The sequence below is a fragment of the Edaphobacter sp. genome, from assembly GCF_028283685.1.
Lineage (GTDB): Bacteria > Acidobacteriota > Terriglobia > Terriglobales > Acidobacteriaceae > Edaphobacter.
The window spans coordinates 189620-210143 of the sequence record NZ_JAPWKF010000008.1; the positions used below are offsets into that span (position 1 = coordinate 189620).

General features: G+C 62.3%; 19 protein-coding genes. 9 read left to right on the plus strand and 10 right to left on the minus strand.

Annotated elements, in window-relative coordinates:
- Positions 1–68: 68 nt before the first annotated feature.
- Positions 69–2252: a prolyl oligopeptidase family serine peptidase gene (locus PW789_RS15800; RefSeq protein WP_299378267.1), complete on the minus strand. Its 2184-nt coding sequence runs from the start codon at positions 2250–2252 to the stop codon at positions 69–71.
- A gap of 24 nt (positions 2253–2276) precedes the next feature.
- Here PW789_RS15800 and PW789_RS15805 point away from each other — a divergent pair, with 24 nt between their 5' ends.
- Entirely contained in the window at positions 2277–3347 is a 1071-nt protein-coding gene (locus PW789_RS15805) for a VWA domain-containing protein (protein ID WP_299378270.1), read from the plus strand.
- Between the two features lie 67 nt (positions 3348–3414).
- On the opposite strand, the gene PW789_RS15810 is transcribed toward PW789_RS15805, so the two are convergent.
- Positions 3415–3807, minus strand: a complete 393-nt coding sequence (locus PW789_RS15810) for a LysM peptidoglycan-binding domain-containing protein (RefSeq protein WP_299378273.1) — start codon at positions 3805–3807, stop codon at positions 3415–3417.
- Positions 3808–3865: 58 nt separating this feature from the next.
- A complete protein-coding gene (locus PW789_RS15815) occupies positions 3866–4294 on the minus strand; it encodes a YidB family protein (RefSeq protein ID WP_299378276.1) in 429 nt (142 codons plus the stop codon).
- Positions 4295–4532: 238 nt separating this feature from the next.
- Between PW789_RS15815 and PW789_RS15820 the strand changes: the two genes are divergently transcribed.
- Both PW789_RS15820 and msrB read left to right on the plus strand, forming a co-directional pair.
- Positions 4533–4928, plus strand: coding sequence for a RidA family protein (locus PW789_RS15820; RefSeq protein ID WP_299378279.1), 396 nt, complete (start codon positions 4533–4535; stop codon positions 4926–4928).
- Positions 4929–4977: 49 nt separating this feature from the next.
- Positions 4978–5391, plus strand: a complete 414-nt coding sequence (gene msrB / locus PW789_RS15825) for a peptide-methionine (R)-S-oxide reductase MsrB (protein WP_299378860.1) — start codon at positions 4978–4980, stop codon at positions 5389–5391.
- 218 nt (positions 5392–5609) lie between these two features.
- Here msrB and rpmB read toward each other — a convergent pair whose 3' ends face one another.
- Positions 5610–5798 (minus strand): 50S ribosomal protein L28, encoded by a 189-nt coding sequence (gene rpmB / locus PW789_RS15830; protein ID WP_299378282.1) that lies wholly within the window; start codon positions 5796–5798, stop codon positions 5610–5612.
- A 395-nt stretch (positions 5799–6193) separates the two neighbouring features.
- Here rpmB and PW789_RS15835 point away from each other — a divergent pair, with 395 nt between their 5' ends.
- Complete coding sequence (locus PW789_RS15835) at positions 6194–6802, plus strand: gluconate 2-dehydrogenase subunit 3 family protein (protein WP_299378284.1); 609 nt, start codon at positions 6194–6196, stop codon at positions 6800–6802.
- The gene (locus PW789_RS15840; protein WP_299378287.1) at positions 6799–8490 is read left to right on the plus strand and encodes a GMC family oxidoreductase; all 1692 of its coding nucleotides are present in this window, start codon (positions 6799–6801) and stop codon (positions 8488–8490) included. Before PW789_RS15835 ends, PW789_RS15840 begins: the two co-directional genes overlap by 4 nt.
- 26 nt (positions 8491–8516) lie before the next feature.
- Here PW789_RS15840 and PW789_RS15845 read toward each other — a convergent pair whose 3' ends face one another.
- Genes PW789_RS15845 through PW789_RS15860 form a run of 4 tightly spaced genes read right to left on the minus strand, consistent with a single transcriptional unit; the run spans position 8517 to position 12258 of the window.
- Positions 8517–9482 carry an EamA family transporter gene (locus PW789_RS15845; protein WP_299378289.1) on the minus strand — a complete coding sequence of 322 codons (966 nt, stop codon included), beginning with the start codon at positions 9480–9482 and terminating at the stop codon, positions 8517–8519.
- A gap of 20 nt (positions 9483–9502) precedes the next feature.
- Positions 9503–9700: a hypothetical protein gene (locus PW789_RS15850; protein WP_299378292.1), complete on the minus strand. Its 198-nt coding sequence runs from the start codon at positions 9698–9700 to the stop codon at positions 9503–9505.
- On the minus strand, positions 9687–11189 hold the full coding sequence (locus PW789_RS15855) for a sulfatase-like hydrolase/transferase (RefSeq protein WP_299378295.1): 1503 nt from the start codon (positions 11187–11189) through the stop codon (positions 9687–9689). Before PW789_RS15855 ends, PW789_RS15850 begins: the two co-directional genes overlap by 14 nt.
- Before the next feature lie 52 nt (positions 11190–11241).
- Positions 11242–12258, minus strand: a complete 1017-nt coding sequence (locus tag PW789_RS15860; protein WP_299378298.1) for a LacI family DNA-binding transcriptional regulator — start codon at positions 12256–12258, stop codon at positions 11242–11244.
- A 213-nt stretch (positions 12259–12471) separates the two neighbouring features.
- Here PW789_RS15860 and PW789_RS15865 point away from each other — a divergent pair, with 213 nt between their 5' ends.
- The 4 genes from PW789_RS15865 (at position 12472) to PW789_RS15880 (ending at position 19157) form a co-directional block, all read left to right on the plus strand.
- Complete coding sequence (locus PW789_RS15865; RefSeq protein ID WP_299378301.1) at positions 12472–14496, plus strand: carboxypeptidase-like regulatory domain-containing protein; 2025 nt, start codon at positions 12472–12474, stop codon at positions 14494–14496.
- A gap of 2 nt (positions 14497–14498) precedes the next feature.
- Positions 14499–15830 carry a hypothetical protein gene (locus tag PW789_RS15870; protein WP_299378303.1) on the plus strand — a complete coding sequence of 444 codons (1332 nt, stop codon included), beginning with the start codon at positions 14499–14501 and terminating at the stop codon, positions 15828–15830.
- A gap of 82 nt (positions 15831–15912) precedes the next feature.
- Complete coding sequence (locus tag PW789_RS15875; protein ID WP_299378305.1) at positions 15913–17997, plus strand: alpha-L-arabinofuranosidase C-terminal domain-containing protein; 2085 nt, start codon at positions 15913–15915, stop codon at positions 17995–17997.
- A 56-nt stretch (positions 17998–18053) separates the two neighbouring features.
- Entirely contained in the window at positions 18054–19157 is a 1104-nt protein-coding gene (locus tag PW789_RS15880; RefSeq protein ID WP_299378308.1) for an aldose epimerase family protein, read from the plus strand.
- Positions 19158–19222: 65 nt separating this feature from the next.
- On the opposite strand, the gene PW789_RS15885 is transcribed toward PW789_RS15880, so the two are convergent.
- Together PW789_RS15885 and PW789_RS15890 are read right to left on the minus strand one after the other, a co-directional pair.
- Positions 19223–20038, minus strand: coding sequence for an NAD(P)-dependent oxidoreductase (locus tag PW789_RS15885; protein WP_299378311.1), 816 nt, complete (start codon positions 20036–20038; stop codon positions 19223–19225).
- Positions 20035–20499 (minus strand): MarR family winged helix-turn-helix transcriptional regulator, encoded by a 465-nt coding sequence (locus tag PW789_RS15890; protein ID WP_299378314.1) that lies wholly within the window; start codon positions 20497–20499, stop codon positions 20035–20037. Before PW789_RS15890 ends, PW789_RS15885 begins: the two co-directional genes overlap by 4 nt.
- Between the last annotated feature and the right edge of the window lie 25 nt (positions 20500–20524).

Below are 20524 nucleotides of genomic sequence, written 5' to 3' on the forward strand. Positions count from 1 at the left end.
CTTAAATGGCGAAAATGAACCACCCATTTTGGTACACCCCGGTAGCTATTTGGTTACCGGGCAGCTGATTACGAAACGGTGATGGAGGCCGCTATCCTCAGCGTAATCAACAGAAAAGCATACTGATCTACGACCAGGTCGACGCGCTTGGAGAGCGGCATGCCGCCGCCGTGGCCGGCCCGCGTCTCCACCCGGATGAGGATCGGGTTGGCGCCTGCCTGCGCAGCCTGCAGCGCGGCAGCGTACTTGAAGCTGTGCGCCGGAAAGACGCGGTCGTCGTGGTCGGCCGTCGTAATCAGCGTCGGCGGATACGCCGTGCCCGGCTTCACATTCTGCAACGGCGAGTAGCGATAGATCGCCTCGAACTCTGCCTCGTTCTCGCTGGGCGCGCCGTAGTCGGTCTTCCACGCCCAGCCGATGGTGAACTTGTCGAAGCGCAGCATGTCCAGCACGCCTACGGCAGGCAGCACCGCGCCGAAGAGATCGGGCCGCTGAATCTCGCAGGCCGCCACCAGCAGGCCGCCATTGCTGGCTCCGGAGATCGCAAGTCTGCCGGACATCGTGTACTTGTTGGCAATCAGCCACTCCGCCGCGGCGATGAAGTCGTCGAAGACGTTCTGCTTGTTCTGCTTCGTCCCGGCGAGATGCCAGTTCTCGCCGTACTCCCCGCCGCCGCGCAGGCTGGGTTGTGCGTACACGCCGCCCATCTCCATCCACAGCAGGTTCGACGACGAAAACTCCGGCTGCAGCGAGACGTTGAAGCCGCCATAGCCGTATAGCATCGTGGGGTTGTTGCCATCCAGCTTGAGACCGCGTTTGTGGCTCACGAACATCGGCACCCGCGTGCCGTCCTTGCTGGTGTAGAAGATCTGCTTCGTCTCGTAGTCGGCGGGATGGAACTGCAGCTTCGGCTCGCGGTATGGCGTCGATTCGCGCGAGGCCATCTCCAGGCGATAGATCGTCGAGGGCGTCGTGAAGTTGGTGAAGAGGTAGAAGGTCTCCGTGTCCGTGCGCTTGCCGCCGAAGCCCGCCACGGTGCCGATGGCTGGCAGCGTGAGCCGCCCGATGTGATGGCCCTCCGGCGAGTGCAGTTCCACGATGTTCTGCGCGTCGGCCAGGTAGCTGGCGATCAGCGTGTTGTCGATCATGCTGACGCCGTCGAGATGATTGCGTCCCTCGGGGATGATCGTCTTCCAGTTCTCTCGCGCAAGGTCGTTGAGATCGACCTCGATTACGCGGCCGTTCGGCGCATCCAGCGTGGTGTGAATCCAGAAGCGCGTGCCGTCGTTGTCGATGGGCGAGTAAAGCGCGTCGGCCACCGACGCGATCGCGATCACCGGAGCATCCGGCTGTTGCAGATCCTTCACCGACAGCTCGTTCTTCGGGCTTGAGCCTTTCGCCTGGAGAAGAAGCAGGTAGCGGCCATCATCGGTGACGACGGCGCCCAGGTTCAGCTCGCCGTCGTCAGGACGATGGAAGACCAGCGTGTCTTCACTCTGCGGTGTGCCCAGCTTGTGAAAGAAGACCTTGTGAAAGTAGTTGGTCGACTTCAGCGCATCGCCTTCGGGAGCATCGTAGCCCTCGTAGAAGAAGCCGCTGCCGTCCTTCAGCCACGAGGCCGAGCTGAACTTCGACCACGCGATCACATCCGGCAGATCCTTGCCTGTCGTCACGTCGCGGACGTACCACTTCATCCAGTCCGATCCGGCATCGGCGATAGCGTAGGCCGCCAGCATGCCGTCGTCGGAGACGCTGAGGCCCGCGATCGCCACCGTGCCGTCGGCCGACATCGTGTTCGGATCGAGCAGCACGTTCGGCGTCCCGTCGAGTCCCTCCGTCCAGTAGAGGGTGTTCTGGTTCTGCAGGCCGCTGTTGTGTGAGTAGAAGTAGCGCGTGCCCTTGCGCCGTGGAACCGTGTAGCGCTCGAAGTTGATCAACTGCATCAGGCGGTCGTGCATCGCCGCACGCTCCGGCACGGCATCCAGCACTGATCGTGTCAGCGTGTTCTCTTCTGCGATCCACGCGGCCAGCTCCGGCGCGTCGAGATCCTCCATCCAGCGATAGGGATCGGCGACCTGCACGCCGAAGTAATCGTCCACCTGGTCGTCTTTGCGGGCCGTGGGGTAAGTGAGCTTCTGCGCGGAGGGGAGGGAAGTGTCGTCAGCGGTCATCATCATGCGTATCTCTGCTGGCACTATATCGTGCGGCGCAGAAGCGTGCAGGACACCGGCCTTGCCATACACTTTCGGCATGGGCCTTCTCTTCCGCGCGGCTTCGTGTGGCGTCATGTTAACGGGCTGCGCCTTCGCGCAGAGTGCAGCTCCGCCACAACAGCCAGCCCCGCAGCAACAGCAGCAGCCCGACCAGCAACAACCGACCAGCCGTATACCTTGCGCTCGCAGGCCAATGTTGTGCTGGTGCCTGCCACGGTGCGCACGAAGAAGGGCGAGATCATCTATGCGCTCAAGCCCGAGCAGTTTGTCGTCGAAGACAACGGCGTGGCGCAGAAGATCCAGATGGACGAGGACACCGATTCACTCGGCCTGACGCTGGTGGTGCTGGTGCAGTGCAGCCGGAGCGCCGTCGCGCAGTATGCGCGCATCTCCGGCCTCGGCACCATGGTGGAGTCGCTGGTGGGCGGCGCTCCCCGGCAGGTCGCCGTGGCCAGCTATGGCAAAGAGGCGACCATCCTGAGCGATTTCACCGACCAGGCGGATGAATCCTCGGCAGCCCTCAAGAACCTTGAGCCCTGCGACGACAGCGAGGCCGCGACCTTCGATGCCGTCGCCTGGGCCACTGCCATGCTCGAAGAGCACAAGGACCACAACCGCCACGCCATCCTGCTCATCAGCGAGACCCGCGACCACGGCAGCCACAAGAAGCCTGCCGAGGTGATCGCCGCGCTGGGCAAGACCAACACCGTCGTCGATGCCGTCTCCTTCTCGCCCGGCAAGAGCGAGATGCTCGACAGCCTGCGCTACGGCGGCGGCTCCGGCATGCTGGGGTTGATGGTCATGGCCGTCAACGCGGCCAAGAAGAACGCTCCCAAGACACTGGCCTCGCTCTCCGGCGGCGAATACATCAACTTCACCACGCAGAAGGGCTTCGACAACGGCCTGCACCAGCTGGGCAACCGCATCCACAACTACTACCTGCTCAGCTTCACGCCGCAGCCGGCGGACAACGGCCAGCCTGCGCCGGGGCTGCACAGCATCCACGTCACTGTGCCCGATTATCCCGATGCGAAGATCGACGCACGCCAGAGCTACTTCGCCGGAGCGCTCGACGGCGCATCGACGGACGTGCCGGATACTCCAGACCCGCCGAATTCTCCGGGACCAAGGTAGCGCAACCCAGCGCAAAGAGAACGGCCGTCCCGTGTAACCGGAACGGCCGTTCTTCTGTTCAAAACGATTAGTCGAGAGGCGGAAGGTTGATCGTAGCGCCTGCAGAGATCTTGTCCGGGTTGGCGATACCGTTGTGCGACGCAATCTCTCCGTACTTGTTCGCGTCGCCGTAGAACAGCTTGCTGATCTTCGAGAGGCTATCGCCCGACTTGATCGTGTACGGCTGATCGTCGCCACCGGTGGTTGCGATCTCATGCTTCAGATCGGCGTAGGTCGGGTCGGCCTTTTTGATCGCGTCCCATACGCGGTTCGCGACGACCTTTGAAGGCACGCTCGCCTTGATGTGAAGCTGCTCCCCGGCCAGGTCGACTGCTTCGACCTTCGCACCATACTCACCGAAGCTTTCGATCGTGGAGATGACGCCGCTGTACTTCGATTTAAGCTGTTCCAGATCAGCCATAGATTCTCCTTCATCGCCGGAGCGTTTCCGGCTTGGGTTTGAGGGTTGCTGTTTTGGCTTACGAGATAAACTTGCCGAGGATCTGCTGCGCCAGTCCGCCCATGCCGCCCTGTTCCGTCGTGGCGGTTGCCGTGGCGGTGTTGCCGTTCGCAGCGAAGTGCTGAACGACCATGGGAAGGATGATGGCGAGCGCCGAGCTGACCACTGCGGGCGAGACACCCGCGTGCTCTGCCGTTTTTTCAATCAGACCAGTGGAACCGAGACCCTGCTCCACCTGCTCCGGAGTGGCTGTGGCGGCCTGTCCGTTCATCCAGCTGCCGATGTGGTCAGCCATGCCGTTGGACTTCAGGCTCGCCAGCACGCCCTCGATGCCCTCTGGATGCGCCGTCAGCGCCTGGATAAACCCTCCGGCCACCTTGGCCTGGTCTCCCTGTGATGCGTCCCCTGCCTGCCCTGCGAGCTGCGAAATCGTGTCGAGTATTCCCATCGTCGTTCTCCTCGCGTTTCGTTTTTAATTAGTTGCCGCTGGCCGGAATCATAGTCCGAGCGCAGGGCACTCATGTTACCCCATCGCAAATTCTGCTGGTTTGACGTTGGAGGCGGCCAACGGCCCGCCGGGTTGGCCGCAACAGTTTGCATACCGCGAACTTATGCGCCCTCGTGGGGCGTTTGCTCTCTCTTGGGATACGTATGCGCCTCGCCTGGGGTGACGGTAGACTGGCAGCATGAGCGATTCAAAGACAGCCATCTCGACCACAGAGGCCCCTGCGGCCATCGGACCCTACTCGCAGGCCGTGCGCGTGGGCAGCACCCTGTATACCTCCGGGCAGATAGCCCTGGACCCGGCGACCGGCCAGGTCGTCGACGGCGGCATCGAGGCCCAGACCACTCGCGTCTGCGAAAACCTGAAGGGAGTGCTTACTGCGGCCGGCGTTGACTTCACCCGCGTCGTCAAAACCACCGTCTTCCTCAAGAGCATGGCAGACTTTGCTGCGATGAACGCCATCTACGCCACTTACTTCGCGCCTGCGGGCGCTGTTGCTCCCGCGCGCTCCACCGTCGCCGTCGCCCAGCTGCCCAAGGATGTGCTGGTCGAGATCGAGGTCATCGCCACGCTGTAACCGTGCAGCCTGCTACACCATCTAATCGTCAGAAGACGGGGGAGAGATGATGACCGAGACAAATACTTCAAAGCACAAGATTCACAAGACCGAGGCGGAGTGGCGCGAACTGCTGACGCCCGAGCAGTTCTACGTGATGCGCGAAAAGGGGACCGAGCGCGCCTTTACCGGGGCACTGCTCAACAATCATGACTCAGGAACCTACACCTGTGGCTCCTGCGGCGCGGGGTTGTTTACCTCGGACAAGAAGTTCGACTCCGGCAGCGGCTGGCCAAGCTTCTGGCTGCCCATCTCGGCGGACGCGATCGAGGCCCACGAGGACAACAGCCACGGCATGCGCCGGATTGAGGTCACCTGCGCCAACTGTGGCGCGCACCTGGGACACATCTTTCCGGATGGCCCGCAGCCCACAGGCATGCGCTACTGCATCAACAGCGCCTCGCTGGGATTCGACAAGCAGTAAGTCGCCTCGACAGGCAGTTTAGGAAGAGACAGGCAAGGGCCGAGGACTGCACAAAGCAATCTCTCGGCCCTTGCCTTTTTAAACTAAGTAGGCAGGACGAAATAAGCAGGACGTAAGCGAAGATATTTTAATAAACAGGAAAAGCCCCAGCCCGCGATGTAGCGGCTGGGGCAAATTTTTTGTGCCTTCAAGATGGCCTCCGGAGAGGCCGCGATGGCTTAGCCCTTAACGATCTTGCCGGTCTTGATGCAGCTGGTGCAGGCGCGAACACGCTTCGAGGTTCCCTCGACGACGGCCTTGACCGACTGCAGGTTCACGTTCCAGCGACGGCGGGTGGTGTTGTGGGCGTGCGAGATGTTATTTCCGAACTGCGGACCCTTGCCGCAAAGATCACACTTCTGAGCCATGGCTTACTCCAATCTTTTGTTCGCAGAGCCTCCTCAAGCAGGTTCGATCCAGAAGATCGTAACCACTGCCGTCCGGGAAATCCTCGTATGTTCGGGATGCCCGGTCTGCGGAGGTGGCAGGCGTTGAAACACTGCCGCGTCAAGCTGCAGACACTTTTGTCATTCTAGCACTACCCGCAGCCGGATCGCCACCCCTGTCTCACTTCTTCCGCTTTTTCGCCTCAGGAAAGTCCTGTTTGCCGATTGAAACTCCGGGTGTCTATAGTGGTCACAACTCAGCGGACGCCGCCCAGGCTGAATTTTGTGCGGCAAAATTGCAAAACGGAAAGCCACATGATGAGTCTTTCCTCTATGAGCCGCAGCCTCACGGGGCACGGCAGGGCTGGAGTTTCTTGATGAACCGACGTGATGTCCTCAGGCTGCTGGGCTCGACCGCAGCTATCTCTGCACTTCCTCTGGAAGCAATCTCTCTTATTCAGACGGCGCACGCGCAGGTGGCCCAGGCGCCGGGCCTTAAGACCCTCAATCCTCATCAGAATGAGACAGTTATCGTCATCTCCGAGATGATCATCCCGGAGACCAATACCCCCGGAGCAAAGGGCGCCAAGGTCAACGAGTTTATCGATCTGCTGCTGACCGCATGGTACGACCCGTCCGATACCAGGGTCTTCCTCGACGGTCTGACCGCCGTCGATACCCAGAGCCGCAAGCAGTTCGGCAAGGACTTCACCGCCTGCACCGCCGATCAGCGGACGCAGATGATGCACGCCATGGACGAAGGCGCTATGCAGTTCGCCACGGCCCTCAAGGCTTCGCCTGCGCGGACCAAGGTCTCGCTTGAGCAGACCACCCCGCCTCCCACAAATTTCTTCTACACCATGAAGAAGCTGACGCTGGCCGGCTACTACACCTCGGAGATTGGCTTCGAGAAGGAGCTGGGCAAGTTCATCATTCCCCCCGGTCACGAAGGCTGCGCTCCGTTGGATTCGGCGGTGGCGCAATGAACATGCAGACACAGAAGTCGAACACCTACGACGCTATCGTTATCGGCTCGGGCATCACCGGCGGCTGGGCCGCCAAGGAGCTCACCGAAAAAGGCCTCCAGACCATCGTGCTTGAAGCCGGGCAGAGCATCGTCCCCGAGCGCGACTACGTGGAACACGTCCCCACCTGGGACATCAAGTTCCGGGGTATGCGCGACCGCAAGTACGAGGCCGTCAACCAGCCCATCCAGCGCCACATCGGCGATGAGTGGAACTCCAAGTTCTTCGTCAACGACATCGAAAACCCCTACACCACTCCGCCCGACCAGCCCTACCTCTTCCTGCGTGGCCGCCACGTCGGCGGACGTTCCGTGATGTGGGGCCGGCAGAGCTATCGCTGGAGCGACCTCGACTTTGAGGCGAACCTCAAGGACGGCCACGGCGTCGACTGGCCCGTCCGCTACAAGGACGTCGAGCCCTGGTACGACTACGTGGAAGACTTCATCGGCGTCACCGGCCAGGCCGAGAATCTTCCGCAGCTTCCCGACGGCAAGTTTCTCCCGCCGATGGAGATGAACTGCGCCGAGCTGGTGATGAAGGATGTCATCGCACAGAAGTTCCCCGATCGCCGCCTGACCATCGGACGTACCGCGATTCTCACCGTGCCGCATCGCGGCCGCGCAGCCTGTCACTACTGCGGCCCGTGCGCCCGCGGCTGCATCACGCGCTCCTACTTCAGCAGCATTCACTCCACGTTGCCTGCGGCAGAGGCGACAGGCAAGCTCACCATGCGTCCCTTCAGCGTGGTGCATAGCCTGATCTTCGACCCGAAGACACGGAAGATCACCGGCGTCCGCGTCATCGACGGCCAGACGAAGGAGGCGATGGAGTTCCACGCCAAGGTCGTCTTCCTCTGCGCCTCGACGCTGGAGTCGGCACGCATCCTGCTGAACTCGGCGACACCGGAGTTCTCGACCGGCCTCGCCAACTCGAGCGGCGAGCTGGGCCACAACCTGATGGACCACATCATGGGCGGCGGCGCGACCGGCATCATCCCCGGCCACGAAGACCGTCAGCAGATCGGCAACCGTCCCAACGGCATCTACGTGCCGCGCTTCCGCAATGTGAAGGACAAGCACCCCGGCTTCGTCCGTGGCTACGGCTTCCAGGGCGGTGGCGGTCGCGACGATTGGGGCCGTGGCAGCGAGATGCTGGGCTTCGGTGCCGACTTCAAGCACACCCTGCACCAGCCGGGTCCATGGCGTTTCACCTTCGCCGGCTTCGGTGAGTGCCTGCCGAATCACGAGAATCATCTCGAGATCGACAAGGACAAGGTCGACGCGTGGGGAATCCCAACCATGAAGATCAGCCACAAGTGGCGCGAGAACGAGTACGCCTTGCTGAAGGACATGCAGGTGACAGGCGCGGAGATGCTCGAGGCCGCGGGAGCCAAGGACATCACGCTGCGTGAGACTCCGTCGGCCCCGGGTGAGGGTATCCACGAGATGGGCAGCGCCCGCATGGGACGCGATCCGAAGACCTCGGTGCTCAACTCCTGGAACCAGGCGCACGATATCAAGAACCTGTTCGTCACCGACGGCTCGTTCATGGTCTCGTCCGCCTGCCAGAACCCGTCGCTCACCTACATGGCGATGACGGCGCGCGCCTGCGACTACGCCGTAAAGCAGATGAAGAGCGGCGACCTTTAGGTCGCCGCTTCAACTCAATCTAAAAATTACTTTCCGAGAACCTGGCCGGCGATGGGCGTACTGCCCTGCGCCGGCGTCTTCGGCGCGCTCACCACCAGCGCCACCGAAGCCAGCACAATCACAACGGCCACTCCCTGGCTGAACGACAGAGGCTCATTCAGCAGCAGCCATCCCAGCACCACCGCCACCAGCGGGTTGATGTACGCATACGTCGCCACCGACGAGATCGACACATTTCGCAGCAGGTACGTGTAGGCGGTATAGCCTGCCAGCGTTCCGAAGATGGCGAGAAACATCACCGCCAGCCACGGCCCCTTGCTCGCATGCGAGGACTGGAAGCCCCCGGTCCCCAGCCCGACGAGGACGTCGATGGCGCCGCCGATCATCATCTGCCACGCCGTGCACACCAGCGCCGGAGCCTGGAACTGCGTGCGGCTCAGCAGAACCGAGCCCAGTGCCCATGCAAAAGCAGCGACGATCAGGCCGATCGCCGCAGGCGTTGCGCTCTGCACCGGCAGGCCCTCGCGCACGCTCTGCCGCAGCAGCAGCGCAATGCCCGAAAAGCCAAGAACGATGCCGATCCTACTGGAGAGCGTCGGTGAGGTGTTCCTGGTGAGCAGGGCCTCCAGCACGGCCATAAACAGCGGAATCGTGGCGATGATCAGCGCCGTCAAACCTGCTGGCAGCTGGCGTCCGGCATAGCTCAGCAGCAGCGTGTTGCAGGTAAACATCAGCAGGCCGAGGCCGGTCACCCGCGTCAGGTCGCGCCGTCCGATCTTCAGCGACGATCCACGCACTGCCAGCACTGACAGCAGGATGCCTCCTGCGATGAGGTAACGGATGCCGGCCACAAACGCCGGATGGATCGTCTGCACGGAATATCGAATGGCCACGAAGGCCGATCCCCAGCACAGATACACACAGGCAAAGGCGAGCACGATGCGCAATGTGCGTCGCCGTGAAAGTCCGTTATCGTGCCTGTCGAGGATCATGCGTGGGCCATCGGCCAGGATCAGGCAGGCTTGGTGAAGAGCTGCATATCGCCATTTGTCCTGGGAAGAGAATTGTATCGGGCCACACGGAACTCTGCCCAGAAACCGATCCAGCGCGGGTCCCGCTGCAGCTCCTCGCCCAGCGCGAGAATCATCTGTTCGCGCACCCTGGCGTACTTCGGGTCGTCGATCAGGTTGACCGCGTCATCGGAGTGCATGTCGTACAGCTCGTCGCTGGGCGAACTGGCGTTGTAGGCGTAGAGAAAGTGTCCGCCGTCGGGCGTGCGATGCTGCAGCCCGCAGGCAAAGTTGACGCCCACGTGCCAGCCGCCGAAGAACAGCAGGTTGCTGTGCCGCGTCACCGGCTTTACCCGCCAGCGCAGGCAGCAGCGAGACGCCGTCGAACTTCGCCTCAGGCTGAATGCCAGCTGCGTCGAGGATCGTCTGCGACAGATCGAGCAGCGAGATCGAATCGGAGACAACCTTCGTCTGCGAACCACCCTGCGGCTTGACGACAAATGGCACGCGCAGCACGTCGGGATACAGGTACACGCCCTTATCGACCATGGCGCGGCGGCCGTTCATCTCGCCGTGATCGCTGGTGAAGATCACCAGGGAGCTCTCGTACAGCCCCTGTTTGCGCAGCTCGTCGAGAAAGAGTCCGATAGCGCGATCGACCACCTCCATCTGCAGGATGTACGCCACGCGATAGTCGATCAGCGTCTGCGGATCGTAGATGCCCCAGTACTTGCGATAGACATCGAGGATCTCCGGCTCGTTCTCCCACTTCTTGAAGTCGCGCTTGCGCGAGGCTTCGTAGGAGCTCGGTAACGTCATCGCGCTGCGCAGCTCCTTCTCGCGCTGTTCATAACCTGCCGGGATCGAGAAGGGCTGGTGTGGATCGAAGATGTCGAGCTGGTGGTAGATGGGATGCTTGCCCGGGTTCTCCGTCTCCAGCAGCGAACGCAGTGTCTCGACCGAGCGCTTGGCCAGGTAGCAGGAGTAGTGCGCCTCGAACGGAAACGGCTTGCCGTCCTCCTGCACGATCCAGCCACCGGCGGAGTTGCCGGGCGTCTTGCCGTCCTGCATGCGGAAGACGATCTCGCGGGAGTACTTCTGCGGCTTCACGCCAAGGCTGCGCTGGTACGCAAGAAAGCCCTCGTCGTCGAAGACCGGCGGCGACCAGCGATCCCACGGCTGGTCGTTCTCGCCAAAGGCGTCGAGAAACTTCTGCGTGCCGACGTGGCCCTTGCCCGACTGGCGCGTGAGATAGCCAGCGGCCTTCAGGTACTCGGGGAAGATGGTGTCTGTGGGACGCAGCTGCGTCTCCAGCCCCTCAGGCGCCCGCTCGCCGTTGCCCTGGATGTAGCTGTAACGCCCGGTGAGATACGACGCCCGCGACGGCGCGCACAGCGGCACCGTGCAGAAGGCATTTGAGAAGAACGTACCGTCGGTCATCAGCGACCGGATGTTCGGAATCTTGACGTGCTTCGAGAGCGGGCGATCCGGGTGATACAGATCGGGGCTCACCATGTCTGCCGTGATCAAAAAGATGTTTGGCTGTTTGCCCGCGCCGGTGCGATGAAACGGCCCAACGCCGGTGCGCGGCTGGATATATGAGCGATCGCCCGAATCGGGCGCCTGCGCGGAGGTGCTGCCTGCAAGAAGCGCGGCGGGGGCCATGCCAAGAAAGTGTCGGCGATTCATAAGGGTAAAAAATACGCCCCCGGGTGGATTGATGTAAAGCATTACATCCGCGTCATCCGGCCTTGCTCTTAAGCCGTGCGACGGAACCCGTTGATGCACGCGGAACAAGATACGGCGAGATGACCGCAGGCTCGTGCTCCAGGCTCTCGTTGCGGCTGGCCTGCAGCGCATAGAAGGCGCGCGTGGCGATCTCCTTGCGCGAGAGGTGCAGCGTGGTCAGCGCGGGATGCACCACCTCGCAGACGAACAGGTCGTCGAAGCCGATCAGCGAGACCTCGTCCGGCACGCGGCGCTCCAGGCGGCTCGCCGTCTCCAGAAAGCCGATCGCCATCATGTCGTTTGAGCAGACCAGTGCTGTCGGCGCGTTGCGCATCGTGAAGAGCCGCTCCGCGGCAAAGCGTCCGCCGGTGAGGCGGTGGTCGCCTTCAAAGATCCATTCGTCGCGCAGTGAGAGATCGCAGGCCTTCATCGCCGCGAGAAACGCCTTGCGGCGGCGGTTGGCCGAGTTCTGCGTCACCGGCCCGGCAAGGAAGCCGATCTTCTTATGCCCCAGCATGCGCAGGTGCTCGATCGCCTCGACGAAGCCTTGAATGTAATCGACCGTCACAGTGCGAAAGTCCCCGGCCAGCGCGGGTTGATTGAGAAATACGACGGGCACATCGGCCGAGCGCAGCAGTTCGATGGTGGCGTTGCTCACCTCGGAGGTGAAGATGGCCAGCCCGTCGATACCGCGCTCGAAGAAGCGCCGCACTGCGGCGACGAGACGCTGCTCGTTGTAACCGGTATTGGCGATGGTGACGTCGATGCCGTGCTGCGTGGCGAGGAGTTCGAAGTGTTCGATCAGGTCGGGGAAGAAGGGATTGCGGATGTCGGAGACGATGATGCCGAACAGGTTGCTGCGCCCGGAGCGAAGACATCGCGCGCTGCTGTTGGGGCGATAGTTCAACTCCTCAATCGCAGCCCGTACTTTTGCGGCCGTGTTCTCCCGCACCTTACTCGAGGAGTTGATGACCCGCGAGACGGTTGCGGTGGAGACACCGGCCCTTCGGGCGACCGCAGCTATATCCATGAATGACCCGCCAGATGCAAAGATGTGCTGCTCAGTATAAGTAAGCGACGGCGACACGAATGGCAAGTCTCTCTGTGCCTGAATTACTTCTTGACAATATTTTTTCGCGAAACGTATGCTTCTCTTTCGCAAATGTAAAGCATTACATTTTGTGCCTCTGCGATTTGAGGCATGTGTCTTTTCGAGGCCTGTATGCACGATTTTAGAAAAATATTGAAGCTTGTCCTGACCGCGATCCTGCTCACCTGCGGTGCCATGTCGGCGTATGCCCAGAGCGGAAGCTCGTCGGTGCAGGGAGCCGTGACCGACTCCACCGGCGCCGTGATCCAGGGCGCGAGCGTCGTTCTCACCAACGCCGCCACCGGTGTGGCGCTCAACGCCGTCACCGATGGCAGCGGCAACTACTCGTTTCCTACCGTCCAGCCGGGCACCTATGGCCTGATGGCCTCGAAGGACGGCTTCGCCTCCTACCGCATCTCGCAGTTCACCGTGACCGTTGGCCAGCGCGCCAGCCTGAACGCCACGCTCAGCGCCTCGTCCACCGAGACGGTTGAGGTCAACGCCAGCGGCCTCACCAACCTGCTCGACTCCGAGTCCAACGACCTCGGCACCGTCATCGGGCCGCGCAGCGTGAACCAGCTGCCGCTGGCCAATCGCAACTTTCTGCAGCTGGGCCTGCTCTCGGGCGCGACGCAGCCCACCTCGGGCGCTGCAGCCAGTTCGACCTCGCAGACCGGTCACGACGACGTCTCCATCAACATCGCGGGCAACCAGCCGGACTTCACGCTCTACGTCGTCAACGGCCTGCAGACGCTGGGCAGCCGCGCCGGCAACACCTCGCTGAATCTCTCGGTCGGCGCTATCGATCAGTTCGAGGTGCACTACGGCTTCTTCATGCCCGACCTCGGGCCCAACCCCGGCATCGTCGACGTCGTCACCAAGAGCGGCGGCAACAAGATTCACGGCGAGGTCTTCGAATTCGTCCGTAACAACCAGATGCAGTCGCGCGATTTCTTCAACGTCGACGCCACCGGCAGGCCTACCGCGCCCGGACCGTACCATCTCAACCAGTTCGGCTTCGACTTCGGTGGTCCCATCCTGCACGACAAGCTCTTCTACTTCGTCAACTACGAGGGCTACCGGCGCACTACGTCGAACGTGCAGAACGCCACTACTCCCACCGCGGCGATGTTCGGCGGCGACTTCACCAACACCGGCGTGACCATCTACGACCCGGCGACCTACAACCCCGCGACCGGCCAGCGCAGCCCCTTCCCCGGCAACAAGATTCCCGATGCGCGCATCTCGCAGAACATCAAGGGACTGCTGAAGTACTACACCGCAGGCCCCACGCTGACGACCAACAACGTCGTCGGTACGCCCAAGGCGACCTATAAGTCCGATCAGTTCATGGGCAAGATCGACTACAGCATCAACGCTGCCAACCAGATCTTCGCGCAGGGCAACTGGCTCAACTCTCCCGTGGTCAACCCCGGCCTCTTCCCCGGCCAGGGCACCTCATTCCCGCTCGACACGGAGCTGGTGAACATCGGCTGGAACTCGACTATCGGCTCGAACAAGGTCAACGTGCTGCGTCTCGGCGGCATCCGCGATTCGGTCTACTCGCAGGGCGTCTCGGTCAACGGCATTCAGACCCAGCTTGGCATCCAGGGCACTGCCGATGTAAACGGCGTTCCCGCCATCAGCTTTGCCAACGGCGGCTGGAGCGGCTTCGGCACCTCGACCGGCCTCATCGGCAACCTCGACAACGTGTACCAGCTCCAGGACAGCTTCAACTGGCTGCACGGCAATCATCAGATCAAGTTCGGTGCTGACATCGCTTACCTGCGCACGATCCAGTCCAGCGCCAACGCGAATGCCCGTGGCGCCTTCAACTTCAACGGCAACTTCACGGCACAGTTCGCCCCCGGCGGCTTGACGCCGGTCGCGGGCACAGGCAGCTCCTTCGCCGACTTCCTGCTCGGTGATCTCAACACCGGCCAGTCCATCGGCATGCCGCGCACGCATCTGCGCTGGACGACCGCGCAGCCCTACGTTCAGGACACCTGGAAGGTGACGCCTAACCTTACGTTGCCAACCTTGCCCTCGCCTGGTACGGCGCCACCTCGCCCAATCCCAGCGGTCCAGACAAGAATCTGGTCCACAGCTTCGACTTCACCGCGGGCAAGCCCACCTTCGCCGCGCTGGGACAGGCCAATCCCTCGGTCTATCCGATGACGATGACCAACTGGGCGCCGCGCATCGGCTTCACCTACTCCCCGCCCGCGCTCAAGAACACCGTCGTCCGCGCCGGATGGGGCATGTACTACACCACGCAGCAGGCGGTGAACTTCCAGTACGCCGTCGTCTCGCAGGTCATTACCATCAATAACGCGGTCTCGAATACACAGCCCAATCCGCAGTATGTTCTCGGCGTCAATGCGATGCCTGGCTTCACCGTGGGGCAGATCACCCAGCCGCAGGCTGATGCAATTACCGGCCCCATCCAGTACTTCAGCGCCACGCAGCGTTCGCCTTACGTCGAGCAGTGGAACTTCGACGTGCAGCATACCTTCGGCGCCAAGAATCTCGTCGACGTCGCCTACATCGGCAACGCGGCGCATCGTCTGCCGCTCAACTGGAACCCCTTCGACTGCTCCTCTCCCGGGTCTAACCTCTGCTTCGATTCCAATAATCCCTACAACGGCAAGTTCAGCTACATGCAGGAGGTCGATAACATCGGCTACAGCAACTACAACGCCCTCCTCGTGAAGTTCCAGCACCAGTTCTCCGACGGCTTCAGCCTGATGGCGAACTACACCTACTCCAAGGCGATGGCCGCCTCGCAGCAGGGAAGCAACGGTACGCTCAACCAGCGCCGCAGCTGCCTGCCGGGCTGCGACTACGGCCCGTCGACCTCCAACATTCCGCAGTCGCTGGTCATCAGCGGTGTGTGGGAGCTGCCCTACGGACACAACCGTCACTTCGGCAATAGCTCCAACGCACTGATGAATACCGTCATCGGCGGATGGGATCTCGACGCCATCGTCACCATGCGCTCCGGCCTGCCCTTCACCATGACGGCACCCAACAACACCGCATGGTCCCCCGGTCAGATCCGGGCCAACACCTACTGCGACGGCAGGTCCGCGCTCTCCAATAAGGACGTCCGCACCAACGGGCATTACTGGCTGAAGTCGCAGACCGTCGGGCAGACCGAACAGCAGGGCGCCTGCTACGTCGATCCCTCGCGTGACCCCGTCAACCTCGTCAACGGATCGCTGCCGCTCAAGCCGGGTACGACAGAGCGGGCACGCGCCGCCTTCGGCACCTCGTCCTTCGACAGCATGCGTGGTCCCGGCATCAACAACTGGGATATGGGCGTCCACAAGGTCTTCCCGCTGTTCAAGGAGTCGACCTTCACGCTGCGCGGCGAGTTCTTCAACGTCTGGAATCACACCCAGTTCGCTAATCCCAACAGCGGCGTGGCGGCAGGCACCAACTTTGGCCTCATCACCTCCACGCAACACGCTGCGCGCATCATTCAAATCGGCGGCATGATTAAGTTCTAAGCCGCCTTGAATATCGCAGGAAGAAACTCACACCGGGGGATGCGGTCGTCCGCATCCCTCCGAACTACACAAGGAGCAGGGTTTGCCGGAGACGAAGCATCGCTATCGGAGGACACGCAGTCTGCGTGCCGCATCATGGACCGCAGGCCTGGCTTGCGCGATCACGGGCACCAGCATGGCGCAGATCACGTCTTCGCACCCAATGCCGCACGAGGTCGAGGTGCATGTCTCGGCCAACGGAACCAGGACCGTCCCCGAGACGCTCTTCGGCAGCTTCCTCGAGCCCATCGGCAACTCCATCAACAACGGCATCTCTGCCGAGATCCTGGTCAACCGCAGCCTCGAAGACGGACTGTGGAACCACGTCAATCTCGAGAACATGTTTCGCGAGCAGCCCGAGCTGATCGAGTCCTCCAACGAGACCGGCATCCCGCTGCCCTGGCAGTCCCTGAATACCAACGCCGGCAATCGCTTCGAGCTGCACATCGGCGACGCTGCCAACACCTGGCAGTCGCTCGAAATCATGGGCCAGCCCGACGAGTTGACCGGCATCAAGCAGCGCGTCTACCTGCCCGTGCATCGCGTGCTCACCTACAAGGTCTCGCTCTACGCCAAGCACCTCAACGGCCCGGAGACCCTGCGTGTCTCGCTGCGCAGCCACACCTCCGGCAAGGTGCTCGCCGAGGCGACGATGAAGGCCTCCGCGAAGGACTGGACCAAGTACACGGCGACGCTTGAGCTGAAGCAGGGCAGCGTGCGCCGTCTCGAGCCCGTCGACTTCGCCGTCTCGGTCGAAGGTGTGGAGCGCGTCGACGTCGACCAGATCTCGCTGATGCCCACCGACGCCATCGGCACGCTCGATCCCGACGAGGTCGCAATGGCCAAGGCCATGCACATGACCGAGCTGCGCTTCGGCGGCAACTTCAGCTCGTACTATCACTGGCGCGACGGCATCGGCCCCGAGGACAAGCGCCTCACCACCAAGAACATCGCCTGGGGCATCCCCGAGTACAACAACTTCGGCACCGATGAGTTTCTCCAGCTCTGCGATCTCACCGGCGCAATCCCGCAGTTCAACCTCAATATGGGCAGCGGCACGCCCGAAGAGGCCGCCGACTGGGTGCGCTACATCCGCGAGCATCACAAGGGCCACGTGATCTACGAGATCGGCAACGAGCTCTACGGCAAGTGGCAGGTCGGCTATCCCACCATCAACGAGATCGCGGCGCGCACGCTGCTCTTCAGCAAGGCCGTCCGCTCCGTCGATCCCGATGCCGAGATCATCGCCACCGGTCTTGGCCCCATGGCCGACGGCAAGTGGAACGCGCAGCAGCTTACCCTGCCCGCCGGAACCTTCAACTATCTCTCGCTGCACTTCATCCTCGGCACCAATCACCAGGAGATGAAGCAGCCGACGCCCGACTTTGTCGCCGCCTCGGCCTACGCCATCCCTTACGCCGGTGGCCCCTACTTCGACAAGGTGCAGGCGCAGGTTGATGCCGACCCGAAGCTTCGCGGCAAGGTTCACTTCGCCATCACCGAATGGCTCTTCAACAGCAAGGGCTTCGGCGAACGCAACTTCACCAACGAGAGCCCCAGCTGGATGAACGAGGGCGGCGCCGTCATGGCGGCAGGCTTCTTCAACACCCTCCTCCGCCATACCGACCAGGTGAAGATCGCCGACATGACCGGCTCCATGGAGTTCGCCGGAGTCTGGAAGCGACGCGAGCAGGTCTACGCCGTGCCCGCCTACTACGCCTTCCAGATCTACAGCGACGTCAAGGGAGACACGCTGCTGCCTGTCACCAGCGATACCGGCACCTACGCCGTCAAAGGCGGCGTGAAGCCGCTCGACGATGTCACCGACATCCCCTACATCGACGTCGTGGCCACGCGCAGCAAAGACGGCAAGACCGTCACACTGCTTTGCGTCAACCGCAGCCTTGAGCAGGACATCCCCACGCACTTCAGCCTCGATTCGCTGCACGTCGCCGGAACTGCGGTGATGAAGCAGATCTACTCGGTCAGCCGCTACGAGCGCAACGATGAGATCGAGCCGAAGCATGTTCTGCCTCTCGAGGGCACCGCAAAGGTGGCGAAGGACGGTGCCGTCTCCGTCGTTCTGCCGCACGACAGCGTGACGGTGATCCGCGTTCCAGTCCAATAACCGGCCAGCGGCTGCACCTCGCCGAGGAGCAGCCGCCGGGAGAGAGTCAAAAGGCTATGTGGAAAGAGTCGATCGTTATTGCAACAGTTCTTCTTGGTCTGGGCACACGCGCGCAGGCTGCGGTGACGTCGGAGCGCTGGGGGGCTGCCTCCGACGGTGAGGTCAAGTTGTTCACCCTCACCAGCCCGCAGCTGCGCGTGCAGCTCAGTGAGTACGGCGCGCGCATCGTCAGCGTCGAAGCCCCGGATAAGAGCGGCAAGCGCGCCGACGTCGTCCTTGGCTACAACAATCTCGCGCAGTACGTCGAAGACCCCAAGGACTTCTTCGGCGCAGTCGTCGGCCGCTACGGCAACCGCATCGCGAAGGGACAGTTCTCGCTCGACGGAAAGACCTACCAGGTCCCCCTCAATAACAAGGGCAACGCCCTGCATGGAGGCACGCGGGGCTTCAGCAGCAAAGCCTGGCACGGCAGCGCTGTTGGCGAGAACGCCGTAGAGTTCACCCTGGTCAGCCCCGACGGCGATATGGGCTTCCCCGGCACCCTCACCGCGCACGTCCGCTACACGCTCGATGCGGGCAAACTGCGCCTCGACTACACCGCAGAGACTGATAAGCCCACGGTCATCAACCTCACCAACCACACCTACTTCAACCTCGCAGGCGAGGCCAGCGGCGACGTCCTCAAGCAGGAGATCCGCCTGAACGCCAGCAGCTTCACGCCCATCGACGCGACCCTCATCCCCACCGGCAGGATTCTTCCCGTCGCAGGCACGCCGCTCGATCTGCGCCACATGACGCCCATCGGAGCCCACATTAATGCTGACGACGAGCAGCTCCACCTCGCCGGCGGCTACGACCACAACTTCGTCATCAACGGCAAGTCAGGCACCCTGCGCGAGGCCGCCTTCGCCGTCGATCCTCAAAGCGGCAGAACCCTGCGCGTACTCACCACCCAGCCCGGCGTACAGTTCTACTCCGGCAACTTCCTCACCGGCACCAACCACGGCCACAGCGGCAAGCTCTACCGGCAGCACGACGGCTTCTGCCTGGAGACGCAGCACTACCCCGACTCCCCCAACCATCACAACTTCCCCAGCACCACGCTGAAGCCGGGCCATCCCATGCACTCCACCACAATCTTCGTCTTCGGCACGGAGTAACTGCGGCCTGCGGGAGCGGAAACGCGCCATCTCTGGCGGCTCCCGCCCCCTCCCCTGGGCGTTGGCTAAAGGATTCCCTGCTGCGCTGCGCGATACACCGTCGGCACAGACGGCTGAAAGCCGAGACTGCGAAGCCGCGATCCATCCATACGGCCCATCCACGGATCGGTCAAAGGCTCCGCGGACGGCTCAATGGGAGAGCCGACAAGGCTGGCCATCTCGTAGAGGCTAGTCGGCGCGTCGTCGCAGATGTTGACGATCTGACCGTCCATCGCCCCGGTCAGAGCAAGCTCGACCGCACCCGCAACGTCACGTTGATGAACAAGGCTGAACGTCTTCGCGGGGTGCCACTTGAACCTCCCGACCAGCGGCGGTACCGAGGCCAGATGTCCGTCCCCATCGCCGTAGACGAAGCCGAGACGGAGGATGCTCCAGTTAAGTCCGCTCTTGCGCAGCTCGTTCTCCGCCGCAATCTTGCTGGCCGGATACGCGAGCCTGGGACTGGTCACATCCTCTTCGAGGCCGGGATGCGATGCGTCCGCATCGTAGACCAGGCCGGTGCTTGCCATGATGAAGCGAATCTGTGGAGCGTATGCCTTCGCAGCAGCGATCAGGTTTTTCGTGCCATCGAGATTCGCCCGCCAGATGTCCTCCTCATTCTGAGTCCGAAAGACCGCGGCAAGATGAACGATCGCCGAAATGCCCTCCATGGCTTGCTGCAACGAATCCGCATCGAGAAGATCGCCTTCCACGCGCGTAGCTCCGGCGGGAACCTCTTTGCCCGGCCGCACAAGCGCGCGGCAGTCCACACCGGCATCGACGAACCGCCGCAGAAGCCGCGATCCCACAAGTCCCGTTCCGCCAGTCACTAAGATGGTCATGCTTGATCTCCTTTTAAAATGTGTTGATTAAGGCGTTGCGTTGCCACCTGCAGCACGCGACGGGCGATTGCCAGCTCCGCAGGGTCGGCGCCGTCGAATGCGGCCGTCAGAATGAGTTCGATCGGATCGGGCAGCTCTTTCCAAAGCTTCCTGCCAGCGCGGGTGATGCGAAGCATCCGTTGACGCTGATCGTCGGAGTCGGGTGCCTGATCGACGAGCCCCTTGCGCACCAGCGTCGCCACAACTCCGCTCAACGTAGCCCGCTCGATCTGGAGCATGCGCACCAGATCGCGCTGCATCGTCGGTCCTTCGTTCGCCAGCTGGTACAGCACATACCACTGCGTGGACCCTAGGTCGTAGGGACGCAGAACCGAGTCCATCACCGCGCGGGATGCGAAGTACAACCGCTTCGCCCACGCGCCCACCGAATCATGTTTCAGGTTCTTTTGCCTGTCTGCCATCCGCACCCCGATTCGATAGCTGCCT

Coding starts and splice junctions, on each gene's coding strand:
- PW789_RS15800 (WP_299378267.1), bottom strand. CDS start 2,252: ATGCCGAAAGTGTATGGCAAGGCCGGTGTCCTGCACGCTTCTGCGCCG.
- PW789_RS15810 (WP_299378273.1), bottom strand. CDS start 3,807: ATGGCTGATCTGGAACAGCTTAAATCGAAGTACAGCGGCGTCATCTCC.
- PW789_RS15815 (WP_299378276.1), bottom strand. CDS start 4,294: ATGGGAATACTCGACACGATTTCGCAGCTCGCAGGGCAGGCAGGGGAC.
- PW789_RS15820 (WP_299378279.1), top strand. CDS start 4,533: ATGAGCGATTCAAAGACAGCCATCTCGACCACAGAGGCCCCTGCGGCC.
- msrB (WP_299378860.1), top strand. CDS start 4,978: ATGACCGAGACAAATACTTCAAAGCACAAGATTCACAAGACCGAGGCG.
- rpmB (WP_299378282.1), bottom strand. CDS start 5,798: ATGGCTCAGAAGTGTGATCTTTGCGGCAAGGGTCCGCAGTTCGGAAAT.
- PW789_RS15835 (WP_299378284.1), top strand. CDS start 6,194: ATGAACCGACGTGATGTCCTCAGGCTGCTGGGCTCGACCGCAGCTATC.
- PW789_RS15840 (WP_299378287.1), top strand. CDS start 6,799: ATGAACATGCAGACACAGAAGTCGAACACCTACGACGCTATCGTTATC.
- PW789_RS15845 (WP_299378289.1), bottom strand. CDS start 9,482: ATGATCCTCGACAGGCACGATAACGGACTTTCACGGCGACGCACATTG.
- PW789_RS15850 (WP_299378292.1), bottom strand. CDS start 9,700: ATGCACTCCGATGACGCGGTCAACCTGATCGACGACCCGAAGTACGCC.
- PW789_RS15855 (WP_299378295.1), bottom strand. CDS start 11,189: ATGAATCGCCGACACTTTCTTGGCATGGCCCCCGCCGCGCTTCTTGCA.
- PW789_RS15860 (WP_299378298.1), bottom strand. CDS start 12,258: ATGGATATAGCTGCGGTCGCCCGAAGGGCCGGTGTCTCCACCGCAACC.
- PW789_RS15870 (WP_299378303.1), top strand. CDS start 14,499: ATGACCAACTGGGCGCCGCGCATCGGCTTCACCTACTCCCCGCCCGCG.
- PW789_RS15880 (WP_299378308.1), top strand. CDS start 18,054: ATGTGGAAAGAGTCGATCGTTATTGCAACAGTTCTTCTTGGTCTGGGC.
- PW789_RS15885 (WP_299378311.1), bottom strand. CDS start 20,038: ATGACCATCTTAGTGACTGGCGGAACGGGACTTGTGGGATCGCGGCTT.
- PW789_RS15890 (WP_299378314.1), bottom strand. CDS start 20,499: ATGGCAGACAGGCAAAAGAACCTGAAACATGATTCGGTGGGCGCGTGG.